12 protein-coding genes and 1 pseudogene are annotated in these 15,825 nt (G+C 63.1%); 4 read left to right on the top strand and 9 right to left on the bottom strand.

The features are described 5' to 3' along the window. Together G3T16_RS23065 and G3T16_RS08490 are read left to right on the top strand one after the other, a co-directional pair. Positions 1-998: pseudogene (locus G3T16_RS23065) on the top strand (enoyl-CoA hydratase/isomerase family protein). Between the two features lie 421 nt (positions 999-1,419). Then, positions 1,420-1,629 (top strand): NAD-binding protein, encoded by a 210-nt coding sequence (locus G3T16_RS08490; RefSeq protein ID WP_408610747.1) that lies wholly within the window; start codon positions 1,420-1,422, stop codon positions 1,627-1,629. Between the two features lie 73 nt (positions 1,630-1,702). On the opposite strand, the gene G3T16_RS08485 is transcribed toward G3T16_RS08490, so the two are convergent. The 5 genes from G3T16_RS08485 to G3T16_RS08465 all read right to left on the bottom strand — a co-directional run bounded on the left by G3T16_RS08485 (position 1,703) and on the right by G3T16_RS08465 (position 8,308). Then, on the bottom strand, positions 1,703-2,659 hold the full coding sequence (locus tag G3T16_RS08485) for a DUF4340 domain-containing protein (protein ID WP_163494674.1): 957 nt from the start codon (positions 2,657-2,659) through the stop codon (positions 1,703-1,705). After that, positions 2,656-5,490, bottom strand: coding sequence for a Gldg family protein (locus tag G3T16_RS08480; protein ID WP_163494673.1), 2,835 nt, complete (start codon positions 5,488-5,490; stop codon positions 2,656-2,658). The genes G3T16_RS08485 and G3T16_RS08480 overlap by 4 nt, the downstream gene beginning before the upstream one ends. Continuing rightward, entirely contained in the window at positions 5,480-6,430 is a 951-nt protein-coding gene (locus G3T16_RS08475; RefSeq protein WP_163494672.1) for an ABC transporter ATP-binding protein, read from the bottom strand. The genes G3T16_RS08480 and G3T16_RS08475 overlap by 11 nt, the downstream gene beginning before the upstream one ends. A gap of 136 nt (positions 6,431-6,566) precedes the next feature. Beyond that, the gene (locus G3T16_RS08470) at positions 6,567-7,661 is read right to left on the bottom strand and encodes a helix-turn-helix transcriptional regulator (RefSeq protein WP_163494671.1); all 1,095 of its coding nucleotides are present in this window, start codon (positions 7,659-7,661) and stop codon (positions 6,567-6,569) included. Positions 7,662-7,768: 107 nt separating this feature from the next. Beyond that, a complete protein-coding gene (locus G3T16_RS08465) occupies positions 7,769-8,308 on the bottom strand; it encodes a VOC family protein (protein ID WP_163494670.1) in 540 nt (179 codons plus the stop codon). A gap of 295 nt (positions 8,309-8,603) precedes the next feature. On the opposite strand from G3T16_RS08465, the gene G3T16_RS08460 reads away from it, so the two are divergent. Together G3T16_RS08460 and G3T16_RS08455 are read left to right on the top strand one after the other, a co-directional pair. Next, positions 8,604-9,104 carry a 2,4'-dihydroxyacetophenone dioxygenase family protein gene (locus G3T16_RS08460; protein WP_163494669.1) on the top strand — a complete coding sequence of 167 codons (501 nt, stop codon included), beginning with the start codon at positions 8,604-8,606 and terminating at the stop codon, positions 9,102-9,104. A gap of 61 nt (positions 9,105-9,165) precedes the next feature. Beyond that, complete coding sequence (locus G3T16_RS08455) at positions 9,166-9,951, top strand: glucose 1-dehydrogenase (RefSeq protein WP_163494668.1); 786 nt, start codon at positions 9,166-9,168, stop codon at positions 9,949-9,951. 58 nt (positions 9,952-10,009) lie between these two features. Here the strand turns inward: G3T16_RS08455 and G3T16_RS08450 are convergent, their stop codons facing one another. From G3T16_RS08450 to gor, 4 genes are all read right to left on the bottom strand, one after another. Then, positions 10,010-11,179, bottom strand: coding sequence for a thiamine pyrophosphate-binding protein (locus tag G3T16_RS08450; protein ID WP_163494667.1), 1,170 nt, complete (start codon positions 11,177-11,179; stop codon positions 10,010-10,012). Continuing rightward, positions 11,131-11,754, bottom strand: a complete 624-nt coding sequence (locus G3T16_RS08445; RefSeq protein ID WP_163494666.1) for a thiamine pyrophosphate-binding protein — start codon at positions 11,752-11,754, stop codon at positions 11,131-11,133. Before G3T16_RS08445 ends, G3T16_RS08450 begins: the two co-directional genes overlap by 49 nt. Before the next feature lie 142 nt (positions 11,755-11,896). Beyond that, the gene (locus G3T16_RS08440; RefSeq protein WP_163494665.1) at positions 11,897-14,128 is read right to left on the bottom strand and encodes a TonB-dependent receptor; all 2,232 of its coding nucleotides are present in this window, start codon (positions 14,126-14,128) and stop codon (positions 11,897-11,899) included. Between the two features lie 240 nt (positions 14,129-14,368). Beyond that, positions 14,369-15,730: a glutathione-disulfide reductase gene (gor, locus tag G3T16_RS08435; RefSeq protein WP_197911967.1), complete on the bottom strand. Its 1,362-nt coding sequence runs from the start codon at positions 15,728-15,730 to the stop codon at positions 14,369-14,371. Positions 15,731-15,825 lie beyond the last annotated feature (95 nt).

Here is a 15,825-nt window from a genome sequence, read left to right as displayed (position 1 = left end):
ATGCCGGATAACGAAGCGATTGTATTTGCCGAACTGCCCGCCAGGACAGGCTCTATTGGCCGGGTCACACTGAATGTGCCCGGCACGCTCAATTCCCTGACCCTGGATATGGTGGACCAGCTTCACGCAAGGCTGCGCCAGTGGCAGCAGGACGATTCCGTGGCAATGGTGTTCATCGAGGGCGCGGGCGACAGGGCGCTCTGTGCCGGTGGTGATGTGCAGGCGCTGTACCGCTCGGCCGTCGCCAATCCGGGTGGGCCCTGCGACTACGCGGAGAGCTTTTTCACCCGGGAATACCGGATGAACCATGCCCTCCACACCTTTCCCAAGCCTATTGTCTGCTGGGGCCACGGTATTGTGATGGGGGCGGGTTGGGAGTCCTGGCGGCCTGCAGCCACCGGGTTGTGACCGAGACCACCCGGATCGCAATGCCCGAGATTACCATCGCGCTGTTCCCTGATGTGGGCGGCAGCTGGTTCCTGAACCACATGCCCGGCAAGGCGGGGCAGTTTCTGGCCCTGACCGGGGCCTCCATCAACGCCGCGGATGCGCTGTATACCGGGCTTGCGGACCGTTTCATCGCCAGCGAACACAAGGACGCGGTGCTGCGCGAATTGCAACAGCAACAATGGCTGGCCGATGACGACGCTGCCAACCACGGCCTGGTACGCCATTCATTGCGGCGTTTTGCCGAGCAGAGCCTGGGCTCGCTGCCGGGTGGCCAGGTGGAGCCGCATATGGCCCGTATCAACTCTCTCTGTGACGGCGACGATATCCACGAGGTGATCGACAATATCATTTCCCAGCACACCGATGATCCGTGGCTGGCCAAGGCCCGCGACAGCCTGGCCCACGGCTCCAAGCTGGCAGCGCTGTGGATCGACCGGCAACTGCGGGAAACCCGCCACGCTTCGCTGCGGGAGGTGTTCCAGGCGGAAATCCAGCTCGCCACCAATGTGGTGCGCTACCCGGAGTTCGCCGAGGGCGCGCGCTGTTGATCGACAAGGATCGCCAGCCTGCCTGGGAATTCAGCCGCTCGCGGGATGTTCTGCAGGCGCTGCTGGACCGCTTTTTCAGCGCACCCTGGGACAGCAATCCGCTGGCGGATCTGTAATTCGTCGTCCTTGCTGTCGCAGAGTATTGGGCTACAGGACCTAAAGGGAGGTTGACACTTCGACCTCCGAGGCATCGACCGGGGTGCGGTGTTCAAGACACGCCGTAAACCCCTCCCTGGGGGCTCGGATGCGACATCCATGTCGCATACGGTCTTGAACACCGCACCCCGGCCGATGCCGCTACCCTGGTAGCCAAACTATGGGAAAGCAAGAATTCACCGCAATCTATAACAGGCAAAGGGCATCAATGTGGCAAAGACAGGATTCGTAGGGCTTGGCAACATGGGTGGGCCCATGGCCATCAATCTGGTTCGCGCCGGCCAGCAATGACTACAAGCCCGGCTTCATGGTGGACCTGATGGTCAAGGATCTGGGGCTGGCGCTGGCGGTGGCGGAAGACAGTGACCTGGACAATGCGATGGGCCGGCTGGCGCGGGAACTCTACACTGCCCACCAGCAGGCCGGCAACGGCGAGCGTGACTTTTCCAGTATTCTGGAACGGCTGCGGAACTGACAGCGGCCCAGGCCCTGCGGGCCGGTCGCGCTGCACGGATCATCATCGCGAGTAGTCGCCGGGCAGTGGCGGCTCAGCGCTTTTCGTCTTGCTCCGGGGTTGTTCCGTTGTGTCCCGGGGCTGGTTGCATTTCACTGCCGCCCTGCAGGCGCGCGGCATCCAGGCTGTTGAGACGATCGAAATCGTAGCCGCTGATCGCAAAGAACAGCTCGTGGCGGCTGTCGTGCAGGTAGTAGTCCTGTTCCAGCGTGAAAAACGCCAGCTTCAGTTCCTCCTCGTCGGTCACCACATCCAGCTCGAATACCGGGCCGCTGGCGGCGAGACTGCGCTGCTCATCTTCTCCGGCAAGGCCCTCTACCTGGAGGTTGCGCAGTGAAACCAGCAAAGCTTCCAGTTCACGTGCCTCGGGCCTGGCTCCGGTCGCGGATTTCCAGTTGTCATCACCGCTGCGCCGCAGCGAAAACCCGGGGCCGGTGATCGCCCGCGGTGCGGGTATCTGCAGCAGGCGCCGGTCCAGCCAGCCACTACTCTCGGCGGGTGCGTCGAAGTTGTTGAAATCGAGGCGGTAGATGGCATTCTCGCTCGCTTCGCGGGCGTGAACCTTGCGATAGCCCGGCGCGGTGCCGAGGTAGACAGTGGCCACTGCGGTGTCGTCCTGCAGCAGGGTCAGCTGGCGCTGGAACAGATAACTGGTGACCTCGAAACGCTGCCTGGCCGCCACGCTGGTCGCCACCGGGAAACCCGCCTGCTGCTGTGTCAATGCCTGCAGCAGCCGCTGCACCTGACCCGGGTCGGCCGGCAGGTTCATCAAGCCGGGCAGCCGCCAGCCGTCATCGACCCGTTGCAGCAGTGCCTCGCTGCCGCTGTCGTCGGCGATGTGAATCCTGGTAATGGCCGCAGGTTCAAGGCTGAGCAAGGAGCCATCCACCGCATCTGCCAGTACTGTTGGCTGCCGCGGCCAATAGACTGCAGCGGTGATGACGCCCTGAATCAGCAGCATCAGCAGCAGGGGCGTGGTAATCCGGTTCACAGTGCCAGGGCCTTGCGGTAGTAGCGCTTGCGGGCCAGTTTGCGCAGGCTGAAGCCCAATGCCAGCAGCAACAGCCAGGTGATTGCCAGGCCGTAGTTGATGGCTTCTATCGCCTGTTGTGCCGGCCGGTCCATCGGCGGCAGGGTGCGGTTGAAGTGCGCCCGCGAGCGGATCTGCAGCAGCGATTCGTCCTGCAGGGCCCATTCCAGAGTGTTGGACAGCAATTCCAGTGGTCCCAGGTACTGACTGCCGGCGGCGGCAACCATTGCGTTGAGCATCTGGTCATCCATGAAGTCATTGGACGCAAACAACAGCAATCGCGCCGAGCCGGGGGAATGCTCCAGTACGCCGCGCGGGCCAGGACGGTTTTCCTGCACCTGATCTGGCGGCTTGCGACCAGCGAACCAGGAGCGAAACCGGCCCTCCAGCAGCACGCCGAGGCGCTGGCTGCCCTGGTCTCCCTCGGGAAGGAAGGTGGTACGTCCGGCGCCGTCCCCCTGCGGCATGATGTCGCGTCCCGTAGACAGCCAGGCCCGATCAGAACTGCGCAGCAGGGTGACCGCCCGCAATCCATCGCTGGGCTCCACTTCGATGGGCGAGGCCCAGCCCATGGTCAACTGCGGCAGGCTGGCGGTGACCGGATGGTCCGGATTCAGACCCGGCGCCCGCAGATCGATGAAGTAGGGATAGTCGATCATCTGTACATCCCGGAACTCGTAGTCGCCGACCTGGCGCCGCACTGGCGCCGGAAAGGCGGCGCTCTGAGGGTCCAGTACCAGGCTGGCGCCGATGCTGAGCCCGTGGGAGGCCAGCCAGTCACCCAGGCCGCTGTCGTAGTCCAGCAGGCGCATCTCGCCGCCGGACAGTTCCACGCTGTAGGGCGAGGAGGCGATCACCACGGTGCCGCCGCGCATCAGGAACTGGTCGATCGCGAACAGGGCGGCCTGGTTCAGGTCCTGTGGCGCCGCCACGACCAGGATGTCGGCGTCGGGGTCCACCTGGCCATCTTCCAGTTGCTCCATGCGGATGCTGTAGTCGCGGGTGATGGCCTGCTCCAGGTTGACAAAGGTCGGCGCGCCCATGTGGAAGCGTGCCATCTGCTCGTTGACCTGGGGTGCGGCCAGTGCCACGGTGCGGGTCAGGCCCCGGGCAAAGCGCTTCAGGCCCGCATCCAGCATCGCGCCGAAGTCCCCGGGATCAAAGTTGTCGGTGGGTAGCTGCACGACCTGGCGTTGGTCGGACAGGGTCAGGTAGAAGTAGAACTGCCGCTCATCCCCCAGCGCTGCAATCATCGGCCGGAAGCCCCACTCCTGTTCCAGCTCGCGGGCGAGTTCGCCGTCACCGGCCTCGGGGTCGCGGAAGCGGAAGCTGAACTTGCCCCCGGACTGCGCCACCCGCGCCTGTAGCTGTTCGGTGATGGCCTGCTTGTAGTCCCGCAGCAGCTGCGGCAGCATCGTCTCCTGCGACACGTAGGCGACCAGCTCGACCGGCTCATCCAGCGCCTGGAACAGGTTGCCGCCCAGCCGGTAGCTCTGCTGCACGTCGCGGATTGCCCGGGTGAGGTCGAACTCGGGGTTACGCAGGCGGACTTCCGCCTCGCGTTGGCCGTTGCTGCGCACATCGATCAGGTCGGTGAAGCCCAGGGTGACAAACTCGTCGCCATAGCTCACCAGCACGTGAAACCAGGCATTGACCAGCGATGACTGATAGCGGTCCGCTACCTGCAGCGGTGTAGTGTTCATGTTGTAGCGTTCGATCGCCTCCTGCTCCAGCGCAGGGTGCCGGGCGGGGTCAATAAACTCCACCCGCACCCGCTGCCCCCCGGCGACCGCGTACTCTTCGATCAGATCGCGCAGTTGCGGCACCAGCGGTGCCAGCAACGGATGCGTCTTGGCACTGAAATAGCCCCGGATCAACAGTGGCTCCTCCAGTCGCGACAGGAACTCCCGCGTCGGTGGCGAAATGGAGTAGAGGCGGCCCTCGGTCACATCCAGGCGCAGCCCCGGCAGTGCCTGTAGCCAGACATTGAGCAGCAGGAGGTTGGCCAGCAACAGGCCCACGCCCAGGCGCCAGCGGCGGTGCCGGGGAGTGCTGGCCTCTCGCGCCCAGCGCTCCCGCTCCAGGGTGTAGACGTTCAGCGTCAGAAACGCGCCGATCAGGCTCAGGTAGTAGACCAGGTCGCGCAGGTCCAGCACACCGCGGGTAATGCTCTGGAAGCGGGAGCCGCTGCCCAGCAGGCGCAGCAACTCAGCCACACGGTCGGTGAAGAAATCCGTCAGCAGTCCGCTGCCCAGCAGATACAGCAGCCCACAAAGGGCGACTGTACCTATCAGGCTGACAATCGGGTTGTCGGTGCGGGCGGAGACGAACAGGCCGATACTAAGGTAGGCGCCGCCCAACAGAGCGGTGGCCAGGTAGCCCGCGGCCACCGGACCCCAGTCCAGGTCGGCCATCAGCGCCACCGTGACCGGCAGCGGCAGGGTAGTGACCAGGGCCAGCAGCAGCAGGGTGAAGCAGGCGCGAAACTTGCCCAGCACGAAGCGCCACAGGCCCACCGGCTGGGTCAACACATGCTCCAGCGTACCGCTGCGCCGCTCCTCGCTCCACATGCGCATGGTCAGGGCCGCGCTGAGGAGAATCAGCAACAGCGGCATCCACTCGAACAGGGGCCGGACATCGGCAATGTTGCGGGCAAACCAGGACTCCACCCAGAAAAACAAAAACAGGGTGACCGCCGCGAATACCACCAGAAACAGCCAGGCGACCGGCGAGCCGAAAAACAGCCGCAGCTCCTTCTGGGCGACCCGCCGGCTGCAGCTGTCAGTGCTCAAGCTCGCTGCCTCCCTGCTGCATCGTCGCCTCGCGGAAGATACTGTCGAGATCCCGTACCAGCGGTTGCAACTGGTACAGGGCTGCGCCGGCGCCGGTCACACAGCTGGCGATATTGTTGGCCGCGGTGTCCAGGTCGGAACGCGGGTGCAGTTGCAGGGTCCAGCTACGGCAGTTCGCGCTCGCCGATTCCTCATGGACCGCTGCCACCTGCGGCAGGCGCCGCAGCCAGGTAGCCAGCTCCGGTTCCTCAAGGCCGGTACGCAGCAACAGGCTGCGGCTCTGGCGCAGGCTCTGCAGTGGTTCGTCCAGCACCAGTCTGCCGCCCGCCAGCACCAGCACCCGGTCGCAGACAGCGTCCACCTCCTGCATGATGTGGGTCGACAGGATAATGGTCGCTCGCTGCGCCAGGCGCCGCAGCAGTTGCCGCATCTCTCCGGTCTGCTCCGGATCCAGGCCATTGGTGGGTTCGTCCAGGATCAGCAACCGCGGTTGGCCGAGAATGGCCTGAGCCACCCCGACCCGCTGCTTGAGGCCACGGGACAGCTGTTGAATCGGGTCCAGCGCGCGAGCGCCAAGGCCGGTGGCGGCAATCACCTCGCGCAGGGCCAGGTGGCGCTCGGCGCGGGGAATGCCTTTCAGCGTGGCGGCATATTCCAGGTAGTCGGCTACCAGCATTTCCGGGTACACCGGCAGGTTCTCCGGTAGATAGCCCAGCTTCCGCTGCAGCTGGCGGGCATGGTCGGCCAGCACCGTGCCGTCCACTGTGATGCGACCGGCCGAGGGCTCCAGATAGCCGCTCAGCATTTTCATGATCGTGGTTTTACCGGCACCGTTGTGTCCCAACAGGCCGACCACCTCATTGCGGCCTGTGGTGAACGAGACCTGGTCGACAGCCATCAGCTCGCCATAGCGCCGCGACAGGGTGTCGACTTCGATCATAAAGTCTGTTTCTGGCATAGGAGTGTTGTAGACGGAACTTCGCACCGAAGCCGCTACTGTATCAACAAACTCCGGCGGGACAAGGGTGGCTCGTGAAATTGAATGGCAGGGGGCCAGGTGCCCCCCAACCGCCGGTTCAGTTGGCGTAGATCCGGCTGATCAGCTGGGTGCGGCTGTTGACGCCCAGTTTGTCGTAAACCGCCCGCAGATGATTCTCTACGGTGCGGATGCTGATCCCCAGCGCACTGGCTGTGCCGGCATTGCTGAAGCCTTTAGCCACCTGCTCCACTACATCGCACTCTCGTGGCGTAAGGTCGTGACGGCCGCGCAGGACTTCCCCCAGCGTGGGGGGTGCCGGCGCGGCCCGGTTGTCCTCGGGCACGATCAGTACGAAATGGGCTTCGCCATCGTCACGGACCAGGCGCAGTTCACCGCTGAAGCGATCATCCAGTTCAATCGCGGCATGGGTGACAGGGTCATCGTCGCTGCGGGACAGCAGGCCGGCGGCCACGCTCCGCAATCGCCCGCCGGCTCCGGCGGCGGTTTGCTGGAACAGCGCGCGCAGCCGCCGGCTGGCCCTGAGCATGCGCAGCTGCCGGTCGAACACGGCGAATTCCACGCCGGTGGTGGTCGCGTCCAGGGCATTGATCAGCGCTGACTGCTCTGCCACCGAGGTGCGCAGGCACAGGTTCTGCAGTACCAGCCGCAGCGATCCCGAAATGGCGTCCAGTGCCAGGTCCTGCAGTTCGGTAAAACGCGGTTGCTGCGAGCTGCGGTGGATGCCGACGCAGAGCATCTGCGGACCGCCGTTGTCCACCGGAAACACCAGTCCGATGACATCGCCAAGGTCATTGGGCTGCAGGAACTTGCGATAGTAATCGGAGCTGCGCAGTTCGCTCTGCCGCACCTGGGCGCGCAGGTGAAATTTCAGCGGCCCCTTGAACTGGCGCCAGTCCTGTGGCCGCTCGATGACCGGCCGCAGGATGGGATCCTCCACAAAGTAACCGGACATGTATTGGCCGACACTGTCCGGTCGCTGGCCGGCATAGGAGCTTTCGCAGATCTGCGGCTGTCCCAGCGAATCGTGGCGAAAGCGCAGGTATACGGCGCTGTCGGCCTGCAGCAGCCTGGCCACCGGGCGTAACACGGTTTCCGCCATGGCCGGCAGGCCGTCGCAATTGATGATGGAACTGATGGTCGCCGAAGTGCCGAGGTCATTCTTCGGGGTCACGACTCTTACCTCCTGCACCTGCACTATCTGGAATTATTTGCAGTTGCGCTGACAGCATACGTGAAGGTGACAGGAAAACAAATCTCAAGTAACGCCGGCGGCCTGTCTCAGCCGGGGGTTCGCACCGGGTCGCTGCCGTCCCAGCCCACTGAGGCCTGGTGGATCATGCTCCAGAGCTGTTCCACCTGGGGGGTCATTTCCACCAGTTCGATCATGCCCGCCACTTGGTCACGGCTATCGAAATAGGCCGCCCGGCCGCCCACAGCCACAGAACAGGACAGGATCTGCTCCAGACCCTGCGCCGCATAGTCGGCGCTGGCAGCGTCGAAATCTTCCGCCGCCACTGCATAGTGATGAAACCCCCAGCCGCGCTGGGTCTGCAGTTCGCGATAGGGAGAGGGCTTGTCGTCCAGTGGCTGGATCAGTTCAAACTGCATATGTCCGGAGTTGGCCAGCGCCAGGCTTACCTGGAAATCCGCCGGTTCGCCGCGGTAGTGCAAATCCAGCAGTTGGAAATCCTCGAACAGGAACCACGGGCCTATCTGCAGCAGCGTTGACATCTGCGCCATCGAGCGCTGGATGTCATCGGTGATGAAGGCGGTCTGGATTACGCCCCGGTCGGGTTGGCCAAAGTTGTATACCGGCATGCCTGTCTCCGCTGCATTCCTGGTTCGGGGCGGTTGGTCGCGCCAGCGGCTGCCGGGCGCGCTGAGGAACCGGGAGCAGCGTGGCAGGTCCCGTTGCCCGCTTGAATAGCGAAAACTACTCAGGCGCCCTCTGGCTCCCGGCCGTGGACGCCGGCCACCACCGCTACCTGAGTATTTACACTCTGTTGGCCCCGATCTTGCCCATGCTAGCCTGCATGGGCAGCGCCGCCGGTCCCTGTTGCGGGCCGCAACCCGCGCCTGGCCAATTCTCCCCTGATCCGAATGGAATAACGTGATGAATACACAGACTCCCCCCTCCCCGCAGCTCAGCAATGCCGCCACTACTGGCGTCGAAGTCACCCACACACTGAAAAGCGCTTTTTTTGACCACGGCAGCCTGGACTGGGCGCCCTGGGTGATGCCCGACACCTGGTTCAAGCTGTTGGGTATCAACTCGATCACAGGTGGTTTCACTATGATGCTCAAGGTCGGCCCCAACAACGTGGCGCCCATCCACGGCCATATCGGTGCGGTGGAAGGGGTGATCCTGGAGGGCAGCTTTGCCTACGAGGACGATTGGGGTCATACCGGTTACTACGTGCAAGAGCCGGCGGGTGTCAACCACAAGCCCGTCACTGGCCCGGACGGCATGGTGATGTTCGCCATCGTCCACGGTCCGCTGGCCGGCTACAACGAAGATGGCAGTATCGCGATGGTGCTGGATGCCAAGGCGATGTTCGAGATGGCGGTCGCCGCTGGGGCGGCTGGGCATATTGACAGGCCCGCCCACTGGTAGCAGCCGGCCAGTCCAGTTCAGGCTCTAATCACACCGGCATCAACACAGGAGACAGTACAGCATGACTAGCAACAGACTGGCGGGCAGGACCGCAATCGTCACCGGCGGGGCTTCGGGCCTGGGACGGGCCATGGCCGCACGCTTTGTCGAAGAGGGGGCCCGGGTAGTGATCACGGATATCAATGCCGCGGCGGGCAATGAGGCGGCAGCAGAGGTGGGGGCCCAGTTTATGGTCCAGGATGTGGTTGAAGAAGGCCAGTGGGAGGGGCTGTTCCGGGATTTGGCGGCGCAGGGATTGAGCCCCGATATCCTGGTCAACAACGCCGGTTTTGCTGACGCGGGGCTGGGGGTGCTGTTCGAGGATATTGACATTGACGAGGTCCGCAGGATCTACACGGTCAATTTCGAAGGCACGCTGCTGGGTTGCAAGCACGCGATCCGGCAGATGAAATCCCGTGGTGGAGCGATCATCAACATGTCCTCCATCGGCGCCCTGGTGCCGGTACCCTTTATCGCCGCGTACGGGGCCTCCAAGGCCGCGGTGCGCCACCTCACCCAGTCAGTGGCGTTGTACTGCGCCCAGCAGGGCTACCGGATACGCTGCAACTCGATTCATCCGGGCCAGATCCAGACGCCGATGCACAACCGGTTGGTGGCTGCCACCGCAGTGCAGCACGGGGTCACGCCGGAGCAGGCCGAAGCCCAGTTCCGCAGCCTGATTCCCATGGGAGAGTTCGGCCAGGTCGAGGATGTCGCGAGTGCCGCTGTCTATCTCGCCAGCGACGAGAGCAGGCATGTCACCGGCGACCGCATCCTGGTCGACGGCGGCATGATGCTGACTAGCTAGGCGCTTTTGTCCCGCCTGCGCCGGCCCTGCTACCGCCGCCCGCAGTGGGCGGCTCCCTTCAGGCTACCGCTTTCAGACCCGCCTTGCGTTGTTCGGGGAACTGAAAACCGTCCAGAATGATATTCGGCCACAGAAAATCCATCGGGTGCGGGGTGAAGTCGACGCCGATGTTCAGGACCGCGGGTCTGCCGCAGGCCAGCGCCCGTTCGATCGCCGGAGCAATGCCTTCCAGATCCATCACATCCTCGGCGTAGCAGCCAAAGCCGCGGGCTACGGTGGCAAAATCCACGGTCGACAGCCGGGTACCGAACTCCGGATTTTCCAGGATCTCGCCAAAGGGCTTGTACATGCCCCAGTAGCTGTCGTTGAAGACCACCACGATCACATTCAGGCCGTAGCGGCTGGCGGTCTCCAGTTCCTGGATGGTCATGCCCATGGCGCCGTCACCGGTCAGGCAGAATACCGGCCGCTCGGGGTGCGCCAGTTTGGCGGCATTGGCGTAGGGAAGGCCGAAGCCGAGATGGCCCATGCCGGGAACGAACAGCGAGCTCTCGGGGCTGGTGACCTGGATGTGAGAGATGGTCCACATCATGGTCTGGCCGCCGTCGTGCACGACAATGGCATCCTCGGGCAGCAGATCGGCGATGGTTGCGGCCACGGCGGATTCATTCAGCAGGCCGCTGCCGCCCACCACCTTGCTGGACTTGGCGGATTCGCGGTAGAGCGTCCGGTTTTCGTCCCGGGTTTTCAGGATGGCCTGTTTCCAGGCAGAATCCTGCTGATCGAGTGGTTCTGATCCCAATTCCTCCAGCAGTGCCGCCAGGGTCGCCCTGGCGTCCCCGACCAGGCCTGTCTCCACCGGTGCAGCGCGGCCTATGGAAGCGGCGTCGATATCGATCTGGATGATTTTCTGGGTGTCGGGTTTGGGGTAGTGGGGCGGCTTGTGGATCGGGGTGAAGGTCGAGAACTTGCAGCCCACGGCCAGTACCAGGTCAGCCTGTTGGCCGACATCTATTGCCGCCTGACCGGAGACCAGGCCGGCGGAGCCGAGGTTGTTGGGGCAGTCCGGATGCAATACGCCGCGGCCGTTGGCGGTGGCCATGGCCAGCATGTCGCAGTGATCTACCAGCGCGCGGAACTCGGCCACTGCGCCGGAGCGGGCCACGCCACCGCCGGCAATCAACAGCGGCCTGCGGGCCTGACGCAGGGCAGCGACGACCTCCTGCAACTCAGTGCGGCAGGGGTCGGCCGCTGCAGGCGGTAGGGCGGAGTCTGCGTGAGATTGTAGCGGCACAGCTGGGTGCCGACATCGCAGGGAATGTCCAGCTGCACTGGCCCGGGCCGGCCGGAGCGGGCGATATGGATGGCGCGCTCGAACAGTTCCGGGGCCCGCTCGGGGTGGTGCACGATCGCATTCCACTTGGTGATGGGACGAAACAGCGCCTGCTGGTCAGCCGATTGCAACTGGTCGATACCGGGATCTATCGCGCGGGCCTGGTTCTGGCCAGTAATCACGATAATCGGAATATTGTCGGCAAAGGCCGCCGCCACCCCGGGCACCAGGTTGGTCGCTCCCGGCCCGACTGTGGCAAAGCAGACTCCGACAGTATCAGTGACCCTGGAGATTGAGGCCGCCATGTGGCCGGCCGCTTCCTCGTGGCGGGTGGTGATATAGACGAGGTCGGGATCGCGCGAGGCGCTGTCCATGATCAGGCCGATCTGGGCCGCGGGCAGGCCGCAGATATACTTCACGCCGTGCTTCTTCAGTATGGCGAGTAACATCTCGCTGACAGTGCATTCCATGTTGGATTCCTGTGGGGCTGAGGTGAATTGCGGTCAGGGTTGCGAATGGCGCGCGGGCATGCCCGCGGTGGTGCCGCCATCGACCAGAAAAGCGGTGCCGGTAATCATGGCGGCGTCATTTGCCGGTGTGGCAACGGCGGGATCAGAAGTTGTAGCGGCCTTCGATACCCACCCAGCGCGGCACACCCAGGGATTGCTCGGTAAAGCCGTTGGCAGAGATATCGAAGGCGTAGGTGTAGTATTCCTTGTCGAACAGGTTCTTGGCGAACAGCGCCAGTTCGTACTTTTCACTGCTGTCGGCGAAACTCAGGCGGCCGTTGTACACCGTGTAGCTGGGGATGTCGGTGTTGGGGGCATTGGTCAGCTGGGAGAAGTAGCCGCTGTTGTAGTAGCCGCTGAACTGCAGCGAAATCACCCCGGCACTGATGGGGAAGTCCTGCACCACGCCGGCGCTGAAGGTGAATTCCGGCGACTGGGGAGCCTCCCTGGAGACCAGGATAGGGTTCAGCGGATCGGTACCTATCACTACGTTGTCCACTTCGGTATCCAGATAGGCGGCGCTGACCATCAGCATCGTGGTGCTGGTGGGTGACAGGGTCAGCTCGGTATCCAGCCCCTTGATGGTGGCATCGGTGTTGTACAGTGTGAAATTGATGCCGCGCTGGTCGAAGGCCTGGTAATCCTTGTAATCGTAGTAGTAGCCACTGATGTTCCAGCGTGCCCTGCCGCCCCACAAGTCGAGTTTGCTGCCGATTTCGTAGGCATAGATATCCTCGCCATCGAAGCGTACGCCGTCGAAGGGGGCGTGGCCCGCGAATCCGGCGTTGTAGTTGAAGGCCTTGTAACCCTTGTTGAAACTGGCGTAGAGCAGCCAGTCGCCGCTGACCGCATAGTCCAGCTGCAGGCGCGCGGAAACGCCATTTTCATCGTGACTGTCGGCAATTGGGCCGTTGCTCAGCACCTCCTCTATCAGGCTGCCGGGTGGTACTCCCAGCGGCGCCTGACCCGGGATCGGCGTGCCCATCACCTCCAACCTGGGAATGGCATTGTAATCATAGTCCTTTTCGTCATAGGTCCAGCGCAGGCCGGCAGTGAGCATCAGGTCCGCGCCGAGATCCTGTTCGATCTGGCCAAACACAGAATAGGAGGTGGTTTCTACGCTCCACTGGGCGACTTGCCCGAGGCTCAGCTCGGCGGGGTCATAATTGGGGGGCGGATTGACTGACAGCGCCTGGCTGTAGTCGCCATCGATGTTCAGGTAGTAAAGACCCGTGCTCCAACGCGTGCTGCCCTCGCCCTGCTCCAGTCGCAACTCCTGGCTGAAGGTGTCACTGTCGCCGGTCTGGCCGAATTCGATGAAGGGCACAGGGCTGAGATCGTTGTCTTCCAGGTAATCGACTTCGACACTGTTGAAATTGCTCAGCGATACCAGCCGCAGGCGGTCGAGCTCATAGCTGATGTTGAGGATGATATTGCTGGATTCGCGTTCGAGAAAACCGGGCTGATCGTAGGCGCCGGTGTAGATGTCGCCGTCGGCATCCACGTAGCCAGTCACTGTGTTGGCGACACCGGGGACATTGAAGCCTAGCCCGGTCACCGGGTCCACGGCCGCGCCCTGGCTGTGGGCGCCGCCCACATTGTCGATATCCGTCTTGTAATAGTCGCCAGTCAACAGGATGTCCAGCCGTTCGGAAGGTCTGAAGTTCAGGTGCGCACGGCCGGCAAGGGTATCGTCCTCGATCTGGTCGGGGCCAATATCGTTCTCGATGAAACCGTCAGCCTTGCTGTGGTACAGCGCGACCCGGCCGCCGACTGCATCAGAGAGCGGGCCGCTCAGGGCGCCCTGGATGCCCCAGGAGTCGTAACTTCCGGCGGTCAGCTTGACATAGCCCTCCATCTCCTCGGTAGGCTTGTTGGTGATCAGGTGCACCAGGCCGCCGGTGGCATTGCGCCCGAACAGGGTTCCCTGAGGGCCGCGCAGTACTTCTACCCGGCTGATGTCAAACATCTTGATGGAATTGGTGGAAATCGAGGACTGGTAGACTTCGTCCAGATACAGGGCGTTGGGGGACTCAATGTGACCGGCGAAATCGTTCTGTGACACCCCGCGTATTGACACCAGGCCAACCAGGGGCGAGCCGCCGCCATTTTGCAACATCAGTCCGGGAGTGATCAGGGTCAGCAGGTCGGAATCAGTTATGTTGAACTGTTCCAGCGCCGCTCCGGAAATGGCGGTGACCGAAATCCCGGTATCCTGGAGATTGACCTCCCGGCGGGTGGCGGTAACAACCACTTCTTCAAGTGCGCTGGCCATGAGGTCCGCGCTCAGCGTGGCGGCAACGGCGGCGCATAATACACAGGTTCGGGTTCTCATAAGTGATCTCCGGGTCATTTTTATCGTTGCAGAATAGCTGCAGTATCTGCCGGCCCCCGGGCGACTGCCGAGGCCGGTGACTTCAACCTTGATTGCACAGTGTAGGTAGTCCGGGAAAAAACTGGATAGCGAAAACTACTCAGGCGGTCCGCCCGGGAGAGCGGGCAGACCGGCGGTGATTTGCGGTAGCGGGAGGGGGTGCCAGCGCCCGGAAAGTACGGGCGGACCGGGCGGGCCTGCTCAGTCTTCGGTCCAGGCCTCGCGCATGGTGACCAGCTCCTCGGCGGCGGTGGGATGGATGCCGATGGTGCTGTCGAACATTGCCTTGGTGGCGCCGGCGCGCAGTGCAATGGCGATGCCCTGCATGATTTCGCCGGCATCGGGTCCAACCATGTGCACCCCCACCACCCGGTCGCTGGCCTTGTCCACGATCAGCTTCATGAAACTCTGCTCGTCGCGACCACTGAGGGTATGTTTCATCGGCCGGAAGCTTGACTTGAACAGCCGGATATCGCCGAAACGGGCCCTGGCCGCCTCCTCGGTGAAGCCGACAGTGCCGATATTGGGCTGGCAGAATACCGCGGTGGGAATAAAATCGTAATCCACCTGCCGGGACTGATCGCCGAACTGACGGTGTGCAAAGGCCATGCCTTCGGCCAGCGCAACCGGGGTCAGTTCCATGCCGCCGGTGACGTCGCCCAACGCAAAAATACTGGGTTCGCTGCTGCAGTAGTGCTCGTCCACGGCAATGGTGCCTGATTCGGTGAGTTCGACGTTTACATTGTCCAGGCCCAGCCCTTCCAGGTGAGGGTTGCGGCCGGTGGCATACAGCACCGTGTCAGCGGTCAGCGTGGACCCGTCGGTCAGCTGCAGTTCCAGGCCGTCTGCACCGCGGCTGATGGATTCGACATTGACCTCGAAGCGCAGGTCCACGCCGGTCTTGGCGATTTCGCGGGCAGCGTGGGCGCGGATGTCGGCATCGAAGCCACGCAGGAACAGAGGGCCCCGATAGAGCTGGGTGACCTGCGCGCCCAGCCCGTTGAATATTCCGGCGAACTCTACGGCAATATAGCCGCCGCCGACGATCACCAGGCGCTGCGGAAACTGTTTCAGATCAAACACTTCATTTGAGCTGGTGGCCAGGTCGCTGCCCGGGAACTCGGGAATGTGCGGCCAGCCGCCAGTGGCGATCAGGATCTTGCCAGCACTGTACTGCTGCTTTCCCACCGCCACGGTATGGGCGTCCACCAGGCGCGCCCGGCCGTCGATAATGTCCGCTTCGGCGCCGTCCAGCAGCCTCCGGTAAATGCCATTGAGGCGGGCAATTTCCGCCTTCTTGTTGTCGCGCAGTGTGGCCCAGTCAAAGGCCGGCTTGGCGCTGTCCCAGCCGAAACCGCGGGCATCCTCAAAGGCCTTGCCGAACTCGGAGGCGTAGACATAGAGTTTTTTGGGCACACAGCCGACGTTGACACAGGTTCCGCCCATATAGCGGTCCTCGGCTATCGCGACGCGAGCCCCCAAGCCGGCCGCCATGCGGGCCGCCCGGACCCCGCCAGAACCGGCGCCAATAACAAACAAATCGTAATCTTTCGTGCTCACCATATGACTCCCTGAGTAATAGCAAGACAGTCTAGCAGTGTTGCCACTGGCACAGAACTCCAACAATTGGGCTATCATATGCAGTTTTTTGGAAGCAG

This window comes from Kineobactrum salinum (assembly GCF_010669285.1).
Taxonomy (GTDB): Bacteria; Pseudomonadota; Gammaproteobacteria; order Pseudomonadales; family Halieaceae; genus Kineobactrum; species Kineobactrum salinum.
This window is presented reverse-complemented; position numbering and strand designations above follow the sequence as displayed.

What these genes read in the sequence shown, in the direction of transcription:
- gor (WP_197911967.1), bottom strand. Translation starts at nt 15,730, where the DNA reads ATGGTGAGCACGAAAGATTACGATTTGTTTGTTATTGGCGCCGGTTCT.
- G3T16_RS08455 (WP_163494668.1), top strand. Translation starts at nt 9,166, where the DNA reads ATGACTAGCAACAGACTGGCGGGCAGGACCGCAATCGTCACCGGCGGG.
- G3T16_RS08440 (WP_163494665.1), bottom strand. Translation starts at nt 14,128, where the DNA reads ATGAGAACCCGAACCTGTGTATTATGCGCCGCCGTTGCCGCCACGCTG.
- G3T16_RS08460 (WP_163494669.1), top strand. Translation starts at nt 8,604, where the DNA reads ATGAATACACAGACTCCCCCCTCCCCGCAGCTCAGCAATGCCGCCACT.
- G3T16_RS08475 (WP_163494672.1), bottom strand. Translation starts at nt 6,430, where the DNA reads ATGATCGAAGTCGACACCCTGTCGCGGCGCTATGGCGAGCTGATGGCT.
- G3T16_RS08465 (WP_163494670.1), bottom strand. Translation starts at nt 8,308, where the DNA reads ATGCCGGTATACAACTTTGGCCAACCCGACCGGGGCGTAATCCAGACC.
- G3T16_RS08445 (WP_163494666.1), bottom strand. Translation starts at nt 11,754, where the DNA reads ATGGAATGCACTGTCAGCGAGATGTTACTCGCCATACTGAAGAAGCAC.